The organism is Rhabdothermincola salaria (assembly GCF_021246445.1).
GTDB lineage: Bacteria > Actinomycetota > Acidimicrobiia > Acidimicrobiales > Acidimicrobilacustridaceae > Rhabdothermincola_A > Rhabdothermincola_A salaria.
Genome location: NZ_JAJQXW010000002.1, coordinates 560853 through 578224, shown reverse-complemented (window position 1 = coordinate 578224; position 17372 = coordinate 560853). Strand labels below are relative to the sequence as shown.

Genomic DNA, 17372 nt, shown 5'->3' with positions numbered 1-17372 from the left:
ACAGTCGTTCAGACCTGCCGCTCGGCAGTCACAAAACCTAACAACGGCATTGTCAACTTTGTTCCGACGACCGGGCCTTCGCCGCTACTGCTCGAGCAGATGGCGCAGCACGCTGGCCGTCTCGCCGTAGCGGACCATGGCCTGGCGCATGGGCACCAGATCGCGCCGATAGGTGCGATGGGTGGCGTCGACCGCCGCGCTGGCCTCGTGGCGGGCCTGGGCCAGCCGTGCCTCCAGGTCGGCGATGCGACCCTCGAGCTCGAGCACCCGCTTCACCCCGGCCAGGTTGAGGCCCTCGTCGGTGAGGGTCTGGATGCGCTGCAACAGGTGGATGTCGTCGTCGCTGTAGCGGCGGCTCCCGCCCACGGTGCGCGCCGGCTCGACCAACCCCTTGCGCTCGTAGATGCGCAGGGTCTGGGGATGGACGCCGGCCAGCTCGGCCGCCACCGAGATGACGTACACCGCCCGCTGGCGCCTCGGGTCGGTCTCGGAGCTGTGCGCGTCGGCCATGAGCGGATCAGACCCCCAGGTGCGTGCGTGGCGTGTCGGGGAACACCGCGGCCAGCGCCTCGACGGCCTGGCGCTGCTCGTCGGTGAGGGTGTCGGGGACGGCGACCTGCACCGTGACCAACAGGTCGCCCGTGGTCTTCTTGGTCTCGACCCCGCGACCCCGCACCCGCATCACCTTGCCCGACGGGGTGCCGCCGGGGAGCTTGAGGGTGACCGTGGAGCCGTCGAGGGTGGGCACGGTGAGGTTGGTGCCGAGGGCGGCCTCGGTGAAGGTGACCGGCACGGTGATCGTGAGGTTGGTGCCGTCGCGTCCGAACACCGGGTCCGGGTCGACGTGCACCAGCACGAACAGGTCGCCTGCGGGGCCTCCGTGGCGGCCGGCACCGCCTCGTCCCTTGAGGCGGATGCGCTGGCCGTCGTCGACGCCGGCCGGGATGCGCACCTTGACCTCGCGGGCCCGCCGCTCGACGCCGGCGCCACGACAGGTGGGGCACGGATCGGTGACCACGGTGCCGGTGCCCCCGCAGTTGGCGCACGGCGTGGAGAACGAGAACAGGCCCTGGTTGTCGTCGAGCACGCCCCGGCCCTGGCACTGCCCACAGGTGGTGGGCACGGTGCCGGGCTTGGCCCCGCTGCCGTGGCAGGTGGAGCACGCCGCGTCGGAGGTCAGGTGCAGGCTGGTGGTGACACCGGTGACGGCCTCACGGAAGGGCAGGTGCAGCTCGGCTTCGAGGTCGGCGCCACGTTGGGGACCAGGACCTCGGGAGGCGCCGCCGCCCGGGCGTCCCCGGCGGCCGAAGAGCCCGCCGAGGATGTCGCCCAGGTCGCCGCCGTCGAAGCCGAACGGGGCGCCACCGGCGCCGGGACCCGGACCGGACCCGGACCCGCCGCCCGGCCCGCCGAAGCCCATGCCCCCCATGGGACCGAGCCGGCGGACCTCGTCGTACTCCTTGCGCTTGGCCTCGTCGCCCACCACGTCGTAGGCGGCCGAGATCTCCTTGAAGCGCTCCTCGGCCGCCTCGTCGCCGGGGTTGGCGTCGGGGTGGAGCTCCCGGGCCAGCTTGCGGTAGGCGCGCGTGATCTCCTTGGCCGTCGCCGTCTCCGAGACGCCGAGGACCTTGTAGTAGTCCTTCTCGAACCACTCACGCTGCGCTGTCACCGGTTCCTACCGTTGCCTTCCTCGTCGTCGTGGGGGTGGACGGGCGGGGTCAGCCCCGCACCTTCACCATGGCGGGTCGCAGGACCCGACCCTTGAGCACGTAGCCGGTGCGGAGCACGTCGACGACGATGGACTCGCCGTCGTCGCCGGGCTCGTGGAGCACCGCCTCGTGCTGGTTGGGATCGAAGGGCTGGCCTTCGGGTTCCATGCGCTCCAGGCCGTCGCGCCCGAGCACCTCGAGCAGCATCTTGGCGATGGGCTCGACATCGGGTGCGCCGTGGCCCATGGCCGCGTCGCAGGCGTCGAGCACCACGAGCAGCTTCTCCACGAGGGACTCGGCGGCTCGCTCGCGCACGTCGCCGGCCTCGCGGGCGGAGCGCTTCTTGAAGTTGTCGAAATCGGCCTTCAGGCGCAGGAGCGTGTCGCGGTACTCGTCGCGCTCGGCGACCAGGGCGGCGACGTCGACCAGGTCGTCGTCGCCGGCCTGCGGGCCGTCGAAGCCGCTCTCGGCAGCCGCGGCCGCCTCGAGCAGATCGTCTTCGAGGTGGTCGTCGTCGGAGGTGGCCGCCGGGTCAGGCCCGGCGGCACCGCCCTCGGAGGAGCTCACTTGTCCTCGTCGTCGACGATCTCGGCATCGACGACGTCGTCGTCGTCGGGAGCCGAGCCGGCGCCGCCACCGGCGCTGGCGCCGGTGGTCTGCTCGCTGGCCGCCGCCTGCTCGTACAGCTTCTGGGTGAACTCCTGGCTGGCCGTCATGAGCGCCTCGGTGGCGGTCTTGATGGCCTCGAGGTCCGAGCCCGAGATGGCCGTCTTGAGATCGGCCAACTTGGTCTCGACGTTGCCGCGCTCCTCGTCGGAGATCTTGTCGCCCTGGTCCTTCAGGAGCTTCTCGGTCTGGTACACGAGCGTGTCGGCCGAGTTGCGCACGTCGGCCTCCTCGCGGCGGAGGCGGTCCTCCTCGGCGTGGGCCTCGGCGTCCTTCACCATCTGGTCGATCGAGTCCTTGGACAGCGACGACTGACCGGTGATGGTCATGGACTGCTCCTTGTTGGTGGCGCGGTCCTTGGCCGAGACGTGCACGATGCCGTTGGCGTCGATGTCGAAGGTGACCTCGATCTGGGGCACCCCGCGCGGGGCGGGCGGCAGGTCGACGAGCTGGAACTTCCCGAGGGTCTTGTTGTACTGCGCCATCTCGCGCTCGCCCTGCAGCACGTGGATCTCGACCGACGGCTGGTTGTCCTCGGCCGTGGTGAAGACCTCGGTGCGACGGGTGGGGATGGTGGTGTTGCGCTCGATGAGCTTGGTCATGACGCTGCCCTTGGTCTCGATGCCGAGCGACAGCGGGGTGACGTCGAGGAGCAGGACGTCCTTGACCTCGCCCTTGAGGACACCGGCCTGGACGGCGGCGCCGACGGCCACGACCTCGTCGGGGTTGACGCCCTTGTGGGGGTCGTTGCCGGTCATCTCCTTGACCAGCTCGACCACCGCGGGCATGCGGGTGGAACCGCCGACGAGCACGACGTGCTCGATGTCGCCCTGGGTCAGGCCGGCGTCGGAGATGGCCTGCTCGAACGGGCCCTTGCAGCGCTCGAGGAGGTCGGCGGTGAGCTCCTGGAACTTGGCTCGGGTGAGCTGCTCGTCGAGGTGGAGCGGACCGTCCTGGGTGGCGGTGATGAAGGGCAGGTTGATCTGGGTGCTCTGCACCTGCGAGAGCTCGATCTTGGCCTTCTCGGCCGCTTCCTTGAGGCGCTGCACGGCCATGTTGTCCTTGGACAGGTCGACGCCGTGGGCGGTCTTGAAGCTCTCGACCAGCCAGTCGATGACGCGCTGGTCCCAGTCGTCGCCACCGAGGTGGGTGTCGCCGTGGGTGGACTTGACCTCGAACACGCCGTCGCCGATCTCGAGCACGGACACGTCGAACGTGCCGCCGCCGAGGTCGAAGACGAGGATCGTCTGGTCGGCGGTCTCCTTGTCGAGGCCGTAGGCCAGCGCCGCCGCGGTGGGCTCGTTGATGATGCGCAGCACCTCGAGGCCGGCGATCTGGCCGGCTTCCTTGGTGGCGGTGCGCTGGGCGTCGTCGAAGTAGGCGGGCACGGTGATGACGGCCTGGTTGACGGTGTCGCCGAGGTAGGCCTCGGCGTCGCGCTTGAGCTTCATGAGCGTGCGCGCCGAGATCTCCTGGGACGTGTAGTCCTTGGCGTCGATGTCGATCTTCCAGTTGGTGCCGACGTGGCGCTTGACCGACCGGATGGTGCGGTCGGGGTTGGTGATCGACTGGCGCTTGGCGACCTCGCCGACGAGGACCTCGCCGTTCTTGGCGAAGGCGACCACCGACGGGGTGGTGCGGCTCCCCTCGGCGTTGGGGATGACGACGGGTTCGCCACCCTCGAGGACGGCGACGACCGAGTTGGTGGTACCGAGGTCGATACCGACGGCCTTGGGCATGAGCGTTGCTCCTGGGGTTCGGGGGTGTGGTTCAGGGACGGTTCCGGGGCGCCAGCAGCACTGCCACACGACACCACCAGGAAACTTGAGTGTGATCGTAACAACTTCTCCGGCCGTTCCAACATTCCCCGGGGCGGGCCCACCCACCGCACCTCGGCGGTGACATCGGCCACGTCCGAGGCGACCCGGCGTCACCGCCAGAGAGGTCGGAGCGCGCCGGCAGCGTCGGGCAGACTGTCGCCATGACCGCACGCCTCGTCCTGCTCCGCCACGGCCAGAGCACGTGGAACCTCGAGAACCTCTTCACCGGCTGGTACGACGCCGACCTCACCGACCAGGGCCGCGCCGAGGCCGAGGCCGCCGGGCCGGCCATGGCCGACGCCGGGATCACGCCGACGGTGCTGCACACCTCGCTGCAGGTGCGGGCCATCCGCACCGCCAACCTGGCCCTCGACGCCATGGGCCTGCTCTGGCTGCCGGTGCGGCGCTCGTGGCGCCTGAACGAACGGCACTACGGCCAGCTCCAGGGCCAGAACAAGAAGGAGGCCACCGAGCAGTTCGGCAAGGAGCAGGTCTTCGAGTGGCGCCGCAGCTACGACACCCCGCCCGAGCCCCTCGACATGGACGACGAGCGCCACCCTCGCTTCGATCCCCGCTACGCCGACCTCCCCCCGGACGTGCTCCCTCGATCCGAGTGCCTCGAAGACGTCGTGGCCCGCATGCTGCCCTACTGGTACGACGGCATCGTGCCCGACCTGCGGGCCGGCCACACCGTGCTCGTCGTGGCCCACGGCAACAGCCTGCGAGCCCTCATCAAGCACCTCGACGGCATCTCCGACGCCGACATCGCCGAGGTCAACCTGCCCACGGGCGTCCCCATGCTCTACGAGCTCGACGACGCCATGATGCCCGCCGAGGCCAAGGCCCTCCCCGACCGCTACCTCGGCGACGCCGAGGCGGCCAAGGCCGCCGCCGACGCCGTGGCCCGCCAGGCCGGCTGACACCACCGACCGCTCGAGGGGCACCACCGCCCGGACGCGAGGAGGGCCCGGCCTGACGGCCGGGCCCTCCTGCGTGTCCAGGGGGCCGATGGACGGCCCGGTGGCTCAGAGAGCGTCGTCGCCGAGCTCTCCGGTACGGATGCGCTGGACCGACCCGACGGCCGTGGTCCAGATCTTGCCGTCACCGATCTTGCCGGACTGGGCGGCGGCGGAGATGACCTCCACCACCGCCGCGGTCTGGGCCTCGGCGACGATGACCTCCACCTTCACCTTGGGGAGCAGATCGACGGTGTACTCCGCTCCTCGGTAGGTCTCGGTGTGGCCGCCTTGGCGGCCGTGGCCCTTCACCTCGGTGATGGTGATGCCGGTGATGCCGCTGTCGATGAGGGCGGCCTTCACCGTGTCGAGGGCGTGGGGACGGATGACTGCGGTCACGAGTGTTGCCATGTGATCGATCTCCTAGCTCTTGGCCGAGCCGACGAGCATGTCTTCGCTCATGCCGGCCAGGGAGTCGGGTGCGTAACCGGGGGAACCGTGCTCGGAGAGGTCGAGACCCTCGATCTCCTCGGCGGGCGAGACCCGGAAGATGCCGGCGGCCTTGAGCACGCCGAACAGGATGCCGGTCGTGACGGCCACCCAGGCGAGGATGCCCAGGGCACCGAGCAGCTGGGTGCCGAGCAGGCTGGCCCCGCCGCCGTCGAAGAGGCCGTCTTCGATGGCGAACAGGCCGGCGGCGGTCAGACCCCAGAAGCCGGACACGGCGTGCACGGCCACGGCACCGACCGGATCGTCGACCTTGAGGACCCGCTCGATGAAGAGAGCGGCGGGGACCACGACCAGCCCGGCGACGAAGCCGACGATGATGGCCGGGACCGGGTTGACGTTGCCGACGATGGCGCAGATCGACACCAGGCCCGCCAGCAGGCCGTTGCCGGCCATGGAGACGTCCGGCTTCTTGAGCAGGAGCCAGGCCGAGATCATGGCGCCCACCGCACCCGCACAGGCGGCGAAGAGGGTGAGGACAGCCACGATCGGCACCGACATGTCGGCCTGGAGGGCCGAACCGGGGTTGAAGCCGAACCAACCGATGAAGAGGATCAGCACACCGGTGAGGGCCAGCGGGATGCTGTGGGCCGGGATGGCCCGAGGCTTGCCGTCCGGACCGAACTTGCCGAGGCGAGGACCGAGGATGAGCGCACCCATGAAGGCGGCGACACCACCCGTCATGTGGACCAGACCGGAGCCGGCGAAGTCCATGAAGCCCCGCTCGGCCAGCCAGCCGCCGCCCCACTGCCAGGAGACGACCACCGGGTAGATGAAGCCGGTGATGGCGATGGTGTAGACGATGTAGGCGACGAAGCGGGTCCGCTCGGCGACCGCACCGGCCACGATGGTGGCGGCGGTGGCGGCGAACGCAGCCTGGAAGAAGAAGTCCGTGGACACGCTCAACGGATAGAAGCCGTCACCGAGGGCCGAGAGGTCCGGTGACAGGTCCATCAGCCCCGGCACACCCCAACCGGCGAAGCCGATGAAGCCACCGCCGTCGAAGCCCGGGTAGGCGAGGCCCCAGCCGACGAGGGCGAAGACCAGCACGCCGAGGGCGGCGTCCATGAGGCTCTTCATCATCATGTTGGCCGAGTTCTTGGCCCGGGTGAGCCCCGAGGCCAGCAGGGCGAAGCCCAGCTGCATGAAGAAGACCAGCACGCCGGAGATGAAGATGAAGATGTTGTCCAGGATCACGGTCTGGGCCACGTCCTGGGCGGTGCCCGTGAACCGGTCGAGCAACTCGGCCTCGACGACGACCACGTCGGGACCGGATCCTTCCTGGGCGAGGGCCGGGACGGCGGCGAGCACGAGCAACGCTGCGACCAGACCTCCTCCCGTGAGCAATTTCCTGCGCATGCTTCCTCCTGTTGGGGGTGTTTCGGACACTTGTTGGGTGGGGAGCCACCGGTCGACCACCCGATCCACGCCGACCGGGGGGCTCCTTGTCTGACTCGTTCATGACCGTACGGACGAGTCGTTTCCCGACTGTTTGCTGACTGTTACGTGTTGCCGTCGCGTTTGTGTCGGGCCTGTTTCGGAGCCGCCGTCGCCCGCCTCACGCCGAGGTCCGAGCCGCCAGGGCGGCCCCGGACTCCACGCCTTCGAGCAGGTAGCCCCGAGAACGGATGGTGCGGATCACCAGTGCGAGCGGGGCGATGCGCCGCCGCACCCGCAACATGTGCACGTCGAGGGCGTTGCGGCCCGGGGCCCCCTGCGGCCAGCCGGCCCGGGCCAGCTGCTCCCGGCTCACCACCGCCCCGAAGCGGCCGAGGAGCGCCGACATCAGACGGGCCTCCACCGGGGGCAGCGAGACCCACGCGTCGCCGTGGCGCAGCACACCGTCGGGGTCCAGGGTGGGACGACCTTCGAGCGGACGACCGCTGCGGTGCAGCAGGGTCCGCACCCGGGCTTGCACGTCGTCGTCGCTGGCCGGCAGGCGGACCCAGTCCTCGACCGGGTCGGTCACCACGGGGGGCGGTTGGTCCGGGTCCACGAGCAGCAACCTCGGGAGCCCCTGGGAACGCAGGTCCTCCCGACGCTCCTGCTCGTGCGGCCAACGCAGGAGTTCGACATCCACGACGGCGACCGTAGGAACCGGCTGTTACCGGATTGTTTCGCGGTGGTGAAGAGACGGGGGCCACACCACCGCACCGGCCGCTCCGTACCGCGAGCACCGCCCGCCGGCCGAACCTATGCTGCCGCCATGGCACGTGACGCATGGCTCACCCACCTCGCCCAGGTCCCGATGTTCGCCCACTGCTCGAACAAGGAGCTCCAGCAGGTGGCCCAGGCCACCATCGAGCTGGAGGTCAACGACGGCAAGGTGCTGGTCCGCGAGGGCGAGCCCGGCCACGAGTGCTTCATCATCGTCGACGGCCAGGCCGAGGTCGTCCGCAACGGCCAGCAGGTCGCGGTGCTCGGACCAGGCGACGTCGTGGGCGAGCTGGCCCCGCTCACCGGTGGGCCTCGCACCGCCAGCGTCACCGCGGTCGGACCCCTCCAGCTGCTCGTCATCGGCCAACGCGAGTTCGCCGGGTTGCTCGAGGAGATCCCCGGCTTCGCCAACCGGGTGCTGCACGACCTCGCCGGGCGCATGCGCGAGCTCGACGAGAAGGCCTACGGCTGACCCGGCCGCGGTGCCCTCCCAGGGCTCCGCTGAGCGGCTCCGACGAGCCGGTTGGGTCCCCGCTCGCCCCTCGCGAGTACGTTGGGCGACCGTATGGACGCCAAGAAGACCCGCCTCAAGGCCCCCCATCTCGTCCTGATCATCGGTATCGCCTTCGCGGCGGTCACCGGGATCTCGGGCATCGCCTCCGCGGTGTTCGACCAACACGACGACTCCACCGTCACCCGTGAGGTCTTCGGGGGCATCCCGTCGGCGGTGAAGATCACCTTCTACGTGATCATCCCCGTGCTGTTGGTCTACGGGGCGGTCCTGTTCAGCCACCGGGTGCAGAACTGGACGCGGGGCAAGCCCGACAACCGCAGCACCACGTCCAAGAACGTCAAGCGCCGCCTGGCCGACTTCCGGGCCGGCGTCTACATGCAGACGCTGCTGCGCGACCCGGCCGCGGGCATCATGCACTCGCTCATCTACTTCTCGTTCCTGATCCTGCTGGCCGTCACCACCGTCCTCGAGATCAACCACCAGCTCCCCGGGAGCTGGAAGTTCCTCAACGGCCGCGTGTACCAGGGCTACTCCTTCATCGGCGATGCCGCCGGCCTCATGCTGCTCGTCGGCGTGGTGTGGGCCATCGTGCGCCGCTACGTGCAGCGCCCGTACCGCATCCGCATCAAGACCAAGCCCGAGCACGCCATCATCCTCGGCGTCTTCCTGGCGCTGGCCGTCACCGGCTTCCTGGCCGAGGCCTACCGCATCGCCCTCGACGGCACCCCCGACTTCGAGAAGTGGTCGTTCGTCGGATACCCGCTGGCGCTGCTGGTGGACGGGTCGTCGAACATCGCCGGCTGGCAGCAGTTCTGGTGGATCGTCCACGTGCTCAGCTTCGTGGCCTTCCTCGTGATCCTGCCCGTCACCATGCTGCGCCACATGTTCACCTCGCCGCTGAACATGTACCTGAAGGACCGCGATCGGCCCAAGGGCGCCATGAAGCCCATGCCGAACCTGATGGAGACCGAGCTCGAGAGCTTCGGCGCCTCCACCATCGAGGACTTCACCTGGAAGCAACTCCTCGACACCGACGCCTGCACCATGTGCGGTCGCTGCACCGCCGTGTGCCCCGCCCAGAACACGGGCAAGGCCCTCGATCCCCGCGAGATCGTGCTCAAGACGGGCGAGGTCATGGCCGCCACCGGCACGCCGCAGGTGTCGCCCCCCATCGGCACCGACCCCGACATCATCATCTCGGCCAACTCGGTGTTCGAGCGCATCACCCCCGAGGAGATCTGGGCCTGCACCTCCTGCAAGGCCTGCGACGAGAACTGCCCGGTCAACATCGAGATCCTCGACAAGATCCTCGACATGCGCCGCTACCTGTCGCTCATGGAGTCCAACTTCCCCACCGAGCTCGGCAACGCCTACCGCTCGATGGAGAACTCCGGCAACCCGTGGGGCATGAGCCAGAACGAGCGGGCCGACTGGGCCGACAAGATCGAGGGCATCGAGATCCTCGACGGCACCAGCCCCCTCGAAGCCGACTATCTGTACTGGGTGGGCTGCGCCGGGTCGTTCGACGACAAGAACAAGAAGGTCACCCAGGCCATGGCCCAGCTGCTGCAGCGGGCCGAGGTCTCCTTCGCCATCCTCGGCCCCTCCGAGATGTGCACCGGTGACCCCGCCCGGCGCTCCGGCAACGAGTACATCTTCCAGATGCTCGCCATGCAGAACGTCGAGACCCTCAACGGCATGGGCGTCAAGAAGATCATCACCCAGTGCCCGCACTGCTTCAACACGCTGGCCAACGAGTACCCCGACCTGGGCGGCCACTACGAGGTCGTGCACCACAGCCAGTTCCTCGAGTGGCTCATCGACCAGGGCAAGCTCGACCTGTCGACCGCCAAGCTCGAGGAGCGGATCGTGTACCACGACTCCTGCTACCTCGGCCGCCACAACGACGTCTACATGTCGCCGCGCAACGTCATCGGTTCGCTGGCCGGCATCGAGATCGTCGAGGCCGAGCGCAACGGCACCAAGGGCATGTGCTGCGGCGCCGGCGGCGCCCGCATGTGGATGGAGGAGCACACTGGCAAGCAGGTGAACGTGGAGCGCTCCCAGGAGCTCATCGCCACGGGCGCCAGCAAGATCGCGGTGGCCTGCCCCTTCTGCTACATCATGATCGACGACGGCGTGAAGGGCGAGGGCCTCGAAGAGGGCGAGGTCGAGGTGGCCGACATCTCCATGCACATCCTCGACGCCATCGAGGCCGGGGAGAAGGCCACGACCGAGGTCCCCGCCGGTGTCGTGGACGACTGAGGCCCCCAAGGTCCTGGTCGTCGCCGACGACCGAGACGCCGGCGAGCTGCTCTCCCGGCTGATCGATCGGGCCGGCTGGCGCTCCGACCTGGCCTTCTCCATCGACGCCGCCGTCGAGGAGCTGGCCGACGCCTCGCCCGCCTACGTGGGCATCGTGGTCGACATGGCCGCCGACGCCGGCGCCGGCAACCTCGAGATGCTGCACCGCACCCGGGGTGTCCCCGGCGCCGCCGGCGCCACCCCGCTGGTGATCTGCAGCTGGCGCGACGACATCCGGGCCCAGGCCTGGATCTCGGGCACCGACGGGTTCCTCACCCGGCCCTTCCGGGCCGACGACCTGATCGAGCAGCTGCGCGCCGCCGTCGACCGGCCCGCCGCCGAGCGCGACGGCCATCGCCAGGGCCAGATCGGGCTCACGGTCCCCGACGCCCCCGCCTGACCCTCCGCTCGACGGATGGTCGACGGATGGCCCGAGCAGGCGTGGGCCTAGAAGTTCTCCCAGTACCGGCTGGGCCGAGGGCCGACCTGGCCCTGGTACTTCGAGCCGACCGAACTGGAGCCGTACGGGTGCTCGGCCTCGCTGGTCATGCGGATGAAGCTGATCTGGCCGATCTTCATGCCCGGGTAGAGGGTGATGGGCAGGTTGGCCACGTTGGAGAGCTCGAGCGTGAGCTGGCCGTCCCAACCGGCGTCGACGAACCCGGCGGTGGAGTGGATGAGCAGACCCAGGCGACCGAGGCTGGACTTGCCCTCGAGGCGGGCCACCAGGTCGGCGGGGAGGCGCACCCGCTCGCTGGTGGAGCCCAGCACGAACTCGCCGGGGTGGAGGATGAAGACGTCCTCGGCGTTGATCTCGACCAGCTCGGTGAGGTCCTCGAGGTTGGCCTTGACGTCGATGTAGCCCATCGTGTGGTTCCGGAACACCCGGAAGTAGCGATCGATGTGCAAGTCGACGGAGGAGGGCTGGATGCACGTCTCGTCGAGCGGGTCGATCTCGATGCGCCCGGCGGCGAGCTCCTCGCGGATGGTGCGGTCGGAGAGGATCACGTTGGGGCACGCTACTCGCCGTCGGCGGGTCGGCGGCGTGGCACCCTGGGGCCACGAAGGGGGACCACGACCGTGACCGACGAGACGACCAGCGACACGACCCGCCCCTCGACGGCCGAGGCCGTCGAGCAGATCACCAGGGACGGCTACACCATCCTCGAGCGGGTGGTGCCCGACGACCTGGTGGCCGAGCTGGTGGAGCGGGTGGACGTCGCCATGGCCCGCCAGGGCACCGCCTACGGCACCAACACCTTCCTCGGCCACCACACCCGGCGGCTGTTCAACCTGCTGGCCCGCGATCCGGCGTTCGCCCGGGTGCCGGTGTTCGAACCGGTGCTCGACGTGGCCTCCGGCGTCCTCGACGAGGGGCTGCTGGTGTCGTCGATGACCGCCATCGAGATGAACCCGGGCCAGGCACCCCAGCCGTTCCACGCCGACGACGGGTCCATCCCGCTGCCCCGCCCGCACGTGCCGATCACGTGCGTGGCCATCTGGGCGCTCACCGACTTCACCGAGGAGAACGGGGCCACCCGCCTGGTGCCCGGTTCGCACCGGGCCGACCGCATCCCCCGCAAGGGTGAGCAGCCCGACGAGCTGGTGGAGGCGACGATGCCGGCCGGCAGCGTGCTCGTCTACAACGGGTCGGTGTGGCACGGGGGCGGCGAGAACCGCTCCGATGCCCGCCGCATGGGCCTCGTGTCGAACTACTGCGCCGGCTGGGTGCGCCACGAGGAGAACCAGCTGCTGGCCCTCTCACCCGAGCAGGTGGCCGCCTTCCCGCCGCGGCTGCGGCGCATGGTGGGCTACGGGATCTACCGGGGGCTGATCGGCCACGTCGACCAGGTCGACCCGGCCACCTGGCTGGACCCCGACACGGCCAGCGACCTGGTCTGGGACCGCATCCGCTGAGCTCGACGGTCGCGCTCCCCCGGCCCCCGGCCGACCCTGACGGGTCGGCCCCCAGCCGGGCTCCGCGACCGCTCAGGAGTCGCCGACGCCGGGCATGTTGTGCACGTAGGACTTCTCCTCGGCGCGGTGCTTGATGCGCCAGCCGTCGGAGGTCCGCACCATCTCGTCGACGTACCAGAGCCCGCAGTAGAAGACCTGCACCTTGTCGTCGCCGAGCTTCATGACCATCGGGTTGTGGCAGATGGTCTTGACGTGGGCGGTGTCGCCGTCGATCTCGATCTTGGAGGTCGACACCATGTGCTGGAAGGAGCTGAACATCGGCATGGCCTCGGCCAGGAACGCCTTGGTCTCGGCCACGTTCCCGGCGCTGCCCCCGAAGGCCGTGTAGTCGATGTGGGCGTCGGGGGTGAAGATCCCGTCGAGGGCGTCCCAGTCGCGGGTGTCGATGGCGTAGCTGTAGGCCACCAACAGGTCCTGGATCTCCATGCGGTCGGAGATCTCCTGCAGGCTCATGGTCATCGGTGCGCTTCCCCCGGGTGTGTGTGTGGTCGGTGGCGACACTCTAGGGATCGTGGCGGAGCGACGACCCGCCCGGTCACCGGGTGCGGCGCTGGCTCCGACCACAGGAGGGTCGTCTAGAGTTGCGGCGTAGGTCGTCGCCACGGCGACACCCGCGGGTGTAGTTCAGAGGCAGAACATCAGCTTCCCAAGCTGAGAACGCGGGTTCGATTCCCGTCACCCGCTCCATCCATTGTGATGTCGCGAGACATCGAGGACAGTCCGGACCTGCATCACGGTCCGGGCTGTTGGCAGCGGGTCGACCCAACGAGTCCTCTTGACTCCGATCGCTGTCACGCCGCGCCGTGTCACCGTGGCGCAAGGCTCCTGACGCGCCCGCACCCCGTTCGTTCCGCCGCCCAGCGGGGCCCGACCACGGCGGGGCGAGCGCGAGATCAGTCCTGGAACTCGGGTGGGCGGCCTTCCTTGCGGGCCCGCACGCCCTCCTCGAAGTTCTTCGTCGTGAGGCGCACGAACAGCTGGGTGTGCGTCTCCATCTCGATGGCGGCCCGCAGGCTGCCCATCTCGAGGCCGGCCCACATGGCCCGCTTGGTCAGCGAGATGCCCTGGGTGCTCCAGCCGTTGATCCGGTCGGCGAGATCGAGCGCCTCGGTCATCAGGTCCTCGTCGGGGACCACCCGAGACACGAGACCGATCTCGGCCGCCTCGTGGGCGTCGATGTCACGCCCGGACAGCATGAACTCGAACGCCCGCGACGACCCGATGGCCCGGGGCAACAAGAAGCTGAGACCGAGCTCGGTCGCGGTCAGGCCGTTGTTGATGCCCGCCGCACGGAAGTAGGCGGACTCGCCGGCGAGGCGGATGTCGGCGCCCAGCGTGAGGCACATCCCCCCGCCGATGGCGGCGCCGTTGACCGCGCAGATCACGGGCTGCTGCATGCGCTGCATGGCCGGCACCAGGTCGGCCAGCAGCGACATCGACTTGGTGGCGATGCGGGTGAGGGTCAGGCCGTCGATGTTGGGGGGCGGGCCGCCGTCGTCGCTGGTGTCGGCTCCGGAGCAGAAGCCACGACCGGCACCGGTGAGGATCACGCAGGTGGTGTCGTTGTCGGCCCCCACCTCCTCGAGCGCCTCGGCGAAGGGCACCATCAGCTGGAAGGCCATCGAGTTCATCCGCTCGGGCCGGTTCAGCGTGATGACGGTGGTGTGGGGCCGCGGCTTGTCGATCAGGACGAGGTCGTTGCGATCAGCGCTCATGGGTGCGACACCGTAGACACGCTTCCCGTTGCGACGCACCGACGACGAACCAGCTCGGGCGGCTGTGCCGAGGACCACCAGGGACGCCGCCACGCTCCGGGGCTGCACTCAACCCGGCGGCGCGGCGCGCCGATGTCAAGGAACGCGTCACATGACCTTAGGAGCCCCCTTTTGATGGACTGGCAACCGGCCGCCGACATCGACGTCGGCCACCCGCGCACGCTCGAGGACCTGGGCGTTCCGGAAGCGCTGGTGCACGACATCGTGCTCCGCCAAGCAGTGGCCATGGGCCGGACCTCCACCACCCGGTTGAGTGCCAAGCTGCGGATCGGGCCCTGGCTGATGACCAAGGTGGTCGAGGAGCTGCGCGACCTGCAGTTCGTCGAGGTGCAGGGCATCGACGGCCGCGACTACCTGCTCGCGCCGACCATCGCCGGTCGCCAGCAGGCCAACGACCGCATGCAGCTCTCGCGCTACGTCGGGCCCGTCCCGGTGCCCCTGGCGGCCTACACCGACGTGATCCGCAAGCAGCACGCCAGCCCCAAGGTGGACCTGGCGGCGTTGAGGACAGCCTTCTCGGACCTCGTCATCAGCGACGACCTCCTGCGCGAGCTGGGACCCGCCGCCATCGCCGGCGGGGCGATGTTCCTCTACGGCCCACCCGGCACCGGCAAGTCGTCCATCGCCGAGCGTCTCCTGCGGATCTACGGAGACCTCGTCCTCGTCCCCCATGCCGTCGAGGTCGACGGCCAGATCATCACGGTGCTCGATCCCGTCGTGCACACACCGGTCGATCCCCAGCCCAGCGGCATCGACCCCCGTTGGGTCCTGTGCCACCGCCCCTGCCTCATCCTCGGAGGCGAGCTCGGACCGGAGATGCTCGACCTCAAGTACCAGCGCGACAGCGGCACCTACGTGGCGCCGGTGCAGATGCAGGCCAACAACGGGATCCTGGTGATCGACGACTTCGGCCGCCAGGCCCACCTCAGCCCCGAGGCGCTGCTCAACCGCTGGATCGTCCCCCTCGACCGCCAGCGCGACCACCTGATGCTCGACCACGGCGTGAAGTTCGACATCCCCTTCGACGTCAAGATCGTGTTCTCGACCAACCTCCAGCCCGAGACGCTCGGCGACGAGGCGTTCTTCCGCCGCATCCAGTCCAAGGTGCTGATCCCGTCCATCGACGACCAGGCGTTCGACGAGATCCTGCGCCGCGTCTGTGACCACACCGGGGTCACGCTCGCCCCCGGCGCCGCCGAGCACCTCCGCCGCACCAGCCGCGAGCTCGGCGACGGCGACCTGCGGCCCTACCTCCCGGCGGCGGTCTGCAAGATCCTCAGCTCGATCTGCAGCTTCGAGGATCTGCCCCTCGAGCTGCACGCCGAGATGATCAACCGCATCGCCCACATGTACTTCACCCACACCGACGACCGGGGTGGCGAGATACCCGTGGCGGCGTCGGCGCGGCGGCCCGTCACCATGCCGGCGTTCCTGCAGGATTCCACGATCTCACCCGCCGAGCGCACACCCGCCCAGCGCCGCGAGCAGGTGGCCGCCGCGATCGAAGCCAGCGTCGCCGCCAACAGAGCCTGAGCCACGGTCCCACGGGGCCCGTGCCCGACATCTGCGACGACCTGGACTGGGCCGGTGTTTCAGAATGGCGCGCAACGCGCCGACGTCTCATTGCATGGAGAGGCCAGGACCCTACGAGCGACGAATCGGAGAACGCGTTCCGATCGAGCCCATCGAGGTCACCTGGCTCGTCCCCGCCGAGGAGTCCGGACGGTTCGGTCGTCGCCGCCGCGTCGTCAGGGAGCAGTCGGGGCGAGTGCTCGACGTCTCCATCACGGGTGCGGCCATCGAAGGACCGGCCGAATCAGGTCTGCGCACCGGTGCCGAGGTGACGATTCGAGCCTGTGGTGGCGACTCGGTCGTGCGGATCCGGCGCGCCCAGGAGACCGAGCGGTCAGGAATCCTTCGGTACGGCGTCGAGTTCGTCGCCCTCGACGGTGGCCTCAAAGGCGAGGTGAGCTCCATCCTGCAACGCGGTCGGCCCGGCGAGTCCACGTGGCGCCGCTCGCTCTAGCGGCCGCCGTCGGTCAGGACCACCGCTCTCACGGGCAGTCGGTGGGGCTCCGCCCGGACCCCAGCCTCAGACGACGAGCGCGTCGCCGTTGAGCACGAGCGCCACGACCGCGCTGACTGCGGTGACGAGCGTGAGCGACCATGCGGCGCGCTCACGTCCCGTCAAGGCGGCGACCACGACGGCGACGAGAGCGACGGAGCCCACGGCCAGCAGCGCAGCGGTGCCGGCCGACGGGCCATCCGGGGGCCCGACGGCGATCAGCGCCAGCGCCACCCCGAGCAGTCCGGCGCCGATGAGCAACCCGCCGAGGTAGGAGATCCGCTGGGGCAGGCCGCGGACGCCCGTGCGAGCGTCGGACTCCCGATCGGCCAGGCCGTTGACGAAGTGGGCACCGGCACCCATGAGGGCGGCAGCGACGGTGGCCCAGGCGGGAGGCCAGGGGTGGCCGGGCAGCCCGAGCGTCACGAAGGCGGGCAGGAGCCCGAAGGCCACGAGGTAGCACGCGGCACTGGCCACCGTCCGCTTCAGCCCCAGGTTGTAGGCCCACGCGGCGAGGACGGCGGCGACGTGCACGACACCGGCCCGCCACCCCGAGAGCATGGACAACGGCACGGTGAGCACGAGGGCGATGATCGCTGCTCGTCCCACCGTGGTGGACGCCACCGCACCGGCCACGATCGGCTTGTCCCGGCGACCGGCCCTGCGGTCCCGGTCACGGTCGGCCCAGTCGTTGCTCCACCCCACCGACAGCTGCCCCGCCAGCACGGCAGCCACCACCGCCGCCACACCCGGAGCGCCCCGTCCGACGATGGACGCCAGCGTGGCGGTAATGGCGGTGACGACGACGGTGGGCTGGAAGTGGCTCGCCCGCAGCAGGCCTCGCACGCCGGCGAGTATCCCCCAGCTCCGGCGGCGCGAGCGGTCCCGCCGACCGAATCGGGCCGTCGGCCCGGCACCGACG

General features: G+C 69.7%; 18 protein-coding genes and 1 tRNA gene. 8 read left to right on the top strand and 11 right to left on the bottom strand.

All coding sequences use genetic code 11. The features are described from left to right. Window positions 1–84 precede the first annotated feature (84 nt). From LUW87_RS11870 to dnaK, 4 genes are read right to left on the bottom strand one after another with little or no spacing between them, the layout of a single operon-like run. Window positions 85–510: a heat shock protein transcriptional repressor HspR gene (locus LUW87_RS11870; protein ID WP_232671389.1), complete on the bottom strand. Its 426-nt coding sequence runs from the start codon at window positions 508–510 to the stop codon at window positions 85–87. A gap of 7 nt (window positions 511–517) precedes the next feature. Further along, entirely contained in the window at window positions 518–1669 is a 1152-nt protein-coding gene (gene dnaJ / locus LUW87_RS11865; protein ID WP_232671388.1) for a molecular chaperone DnaJ, read from the bottom strand. A 49-nt stretch (window positions 1670–1718) separates the two neighbouring features. Beyond that, window positions 1719–2276: a nucleotide exchange factor GrpE gene (locus LUW87_RS18430; protein WP_232671387.1), complete on the bottom strand. Its 558-nt coding sequence runs from the start codon at window positions 2274–2276 to the stop codon at window positions 1719–1721. Further along, complete coding sequence (gene dnaK, locus LUW87_RS11855) at window positions 2273–4114, bottom strand: molecular chaperone DnaK (RefSeq protein ID WP_232671386.1); 1842 nt, start codon at window positions 4112–4114, stop codon at window positions 2273–2275. The genes LUW87_RS18430 and dnaK overlap by 4 nt, the downstream gene beginning before the upstream one ends. 242 nt (window positions 4115–4356) lie before the next feature. On the opposite strand from dnaK, the gene LUW87_RS11850 reads away from it, so the two are divergent. Then, a complete protein-coding gene (locus LUW87_RS11850) occupies window positions 4357–5115 on the top strand; it encodes a phosphoglyceromutase (RefSeq protein WP_232671385.1) in 759 nt (252 codons plus the stop codon). A 105-nt stretch (window positions 5116–5220) separates the two neighbouring features. On the opposite strand, the gene LUW87_RS11845 is transcribed toward LUW87_RS11850, so the two are convergent. The 3 genes from LUW87_RS11845 to LUW87_RS18840 all read right to left on the bottom strand — a co-directional run bounded on the left by LUW87_RS11845 (window position 5221) and on the right by LUW87_RS18840 (window position 7738). After that, window positions 5221–5562, bottom strand: a complete 342-nt coding sequence (locus tag LUW87_RS11845; RefSeq protein ID WP_232671384.1) for a P-II family nitrogen regulator — start codon at window positions 5560–5562, stop codon at window positions 5221–5223. Between the two features lie 12 nt (window positions 5563–5574). Then, on the bottom strand, window positions 5575–7017 hold the full coding sequence (locus LUW87_RS11840) for an ammonium transporter (protein WP_232671383.1): 1443 nt from the start codon (window positions 7015–7017) through the stop codon (window positions 5575–5577). A 199-nt stretch (window positions 7018–7216) separates the two neighbouring features. Continuing rightward, a complete protein-coding gene (locus LUW87_RS18840; protein ID WP_232671382.1) occupies window positions 7217–7738 on the bottom strand; it encodes a winged helix-turn-helix domain-containing protein in 522 nt (173 codons plus the stop codon). Between the two features lie 126 nt (window positions 7739–7864). Here LUW87_RS18840 and LUW87_RS11830 point away from each other — a divergent pair, with 126 nt between their 5' ends. The 3 genes from LUW87_RS11830 (at window position 7865) to LUW87_RS11820 (ending at window position 11033) form a co-directional block, all read left to right on the top strand. Then, on the top strand, window positions 7865–8287 hold the full coding sequence (locus tag LUW87_RS11830; RefSeq protein ID WP_232671381.1) for a cyclic nucleotide-binding domain-containing protein: 423 nt from the start codon (window positions 7865–7867) through the stop codon (window positions 8285–8287). 93 nt (window positions 8288–8380) lie between these two features. Continuing rightward, window positions 8381–10594, top strand: a complete 2214-nt coding sequence (locus LUW87_RS11825) for a heterodisulfide reductase-related iron-sulfur binding cluster (protein WP_232671380.1) — start codon at window positions 8381–8383, stop codon at window positions 10592–10594. Continuing rightward, on the top strand, window positions 10578–11033 hold the full coding sequence (locus tag LUW87_RS11820) for a DNA-binding transcriptional response regulator (RefSeq protein WP_232671379.1): 456 nt from the start codon (window positions 10578–10580) through the stop codon (window positions 11031–11033). The genes LUW87_RS11825 and LUW87_RS11820 overlap by 17 nt, the downstream gene beginning before the upstream one ends. Window positions 11034–11080: 47 nt before the next feature. Here the strand turns inward: LUW87_RS11820 and dcd are convergent, their stop codons facing one another. Next, complete coding sequence (gene dcd / locus LUW87_RS11815; RefSeq protein ID WP_232671378.1) at window positions 11081–11641, bottom strand: dCTP deaminase; 561 nt, start codon at window positions 11639–11641, stop codon at window positions 11081–11083. A gap of 72 nt (window positions 11642–11713) precedes the next feature. Between dcd and LUW87_RS11810 the strand changes: the two genes are divergently transcribed. Then, a complete protein-coding gene (locus tag LUW87_RS11810; RefSeq protein WP_232671377.1) occupies window positions 11714–12550 on the top strand; it encodes a phytanoyl-CoA dioxygenase family protein in 837 nt (278 codons plus the stop codon). Between the two features lie 72 nt (window positions 12551–12622). Here LUW87_RS11810 and LUW87_RS11805 read toward each other — a convergent pair whose 3' ends face one another. Beyond that, window positions 12623–13069, bottom strand: coding sequence for a nuclear transport factor 2 family protein (locus LUW87_RS11805; RefSeq protein ID WP_232671376.1), 447 nt, complete (start codon window positions 13067–13069; stop codon window positions 12623–12625). A 154-nt stretch (window positions 13070–13223) separates the two neighbouring features. Between LUW87_RS11805 and LUW87_RS11800 the strand changes: the two genes are divergently transcribed. After that, window positions 13224–13297, top strand: a tRNA-Gly gene (locus LUW87_RS11800). Between the two features lie 206 nt (window positions 13298–13503). Here LUW87_RS11800 and LUW87_RS11795 read toward each other — a convergent pair. Continuing rightward, window positions 13504–14325: an enoyl-CoA hydratase gene (locus LUW87_RS11795; RefSeq protein WP_232671375.1), complete on the bottom strand. Its 822-nt coding sequence runs from the start codon at window positions 14323–14325 to the stop codon at window positions 13504–13506. A gap of 174 nt (window positions 14326–14499) precedes the next feature. Here LUW87_RS11795 and LUW87_RS11790 point away from each other — a divergent pair, with 174 nt between their 5' ends. Beyond that, the gene (locus LUW87_RS11790) at window positions 14500–15918 is read left to right on the top strand and encodes a hypothetical protein (protein WP_232671374.1); all 1419 of its coding nucleotides are present in this window, start codon (window positions 14500–14502) and stop codon (window positions 15916–15918) included. A gap of 94 nt (window positions 15919–16012) precedes the next feature. Continuing rightward, a complete protein-coding gene (locus LUW87_RS11785; RefSeq protein ID WP_232671373.1) occupies window positions 16013–16411 on the top strand; it encodes a PilZ domain-containing protein in 399 nt (132 codons plus the stop codon). A gap of 66 nt (window positions 16412–16477) precedes the next feature. On the opposite strand, the gene LUW87_RS11780 is transcribed toward LUW87_RS11785, so the two are convergent. Continuing rightward, window positions 16478–17296, bottom strand: a complete 819-nt coding sequence (locus LUW87_RS11780) for a UbiA family prenyltransferase (protein ID WP_232671372.1) — start codon at window positions 17294–17296, stop codon at window positions 16478–16480. Window positions 17297–17372: the final 76 nt, after the last annotated feature.

Bases quoted from the DNA above. Each gene is read 5' to 3' on its own strand.
- LUW87_RS11840 (WP_232671383.1), bottom strand. From the start codon at position 7,017: ATGCGCAGGAAATTGCTCACGGGAGGAGGTCTGGTCGCAGCGTTGCTC.
- LUW87_RS11825 (WP_232671380.1), top strand. From the start codon at position 8,381: ATGGACGCCAAGAAGACCCGCCTCAAGGCCCCCCATCTCGTCCTGATC.
- LUW87_RS11805 (WP_232671376.1), bottom strand. From the start codon at position 13,069: ATGACCATGAGCCTGCAGGAGATCTCCGACCGCATGGAGATCCAGGAC.
- dnaK (WP_232671386.1), bottom strand. From the start codon at position 4,114: ATGCCCAAGGCCGTCGGTATCGACCTCGGTACCACCAACTCGGTCGTC.
- LUW87_RS11795 (WP_232671375.1), bottom strand. From the start codon at position 14,325: ATGAGCGCTGATCGCAACGACCTCGTCCTGATCGACAAGCCGCGGCCC.
- LUW87_RS11845 (WP_232671384.1), bottom strand. From the start codon at position 5,562: ATGGCAACACTCGTGACCGCAGTCATCCGTCCCCACGCCCTCGACACG.
- LUW87_RS11790 (WP_232671374.1), top strand. From the start codon at position 14,500: ATGGACTGGCAACCGGCCGCCGACATCGACGTCGGCCACCCGCGCACG.
- LUW87_RS11785 (WP_232671373.1), top strand. From the start codon at position 16,013: ATGGAGAGGCCAGGACCCTACGAGCGACGAATCGGAGAACGCGTTCCG.
- LUW87_RS11850 (WP_232671385.1), top strand. From the start codon at position 4,357: ATGACCGCACGCCTCGTCCTGCTCCGCCACGGCCAGAGCACGTGGAAC.
- LUW87_RS11830 (WP_232671381.1), top strand. From the start codon at position 7,865: ATGGCACGTGACGCATGGCTCACCCACCTCGCCCAGGTCCCGATGTTC.
- LUW87_RS11870 (WP_232671389.1), bottom strand. From the start codon at position 510: ATGGCCGACGCGCACAGCTCCGAGACCGACCCGAGGCGCCAGCGGGCG.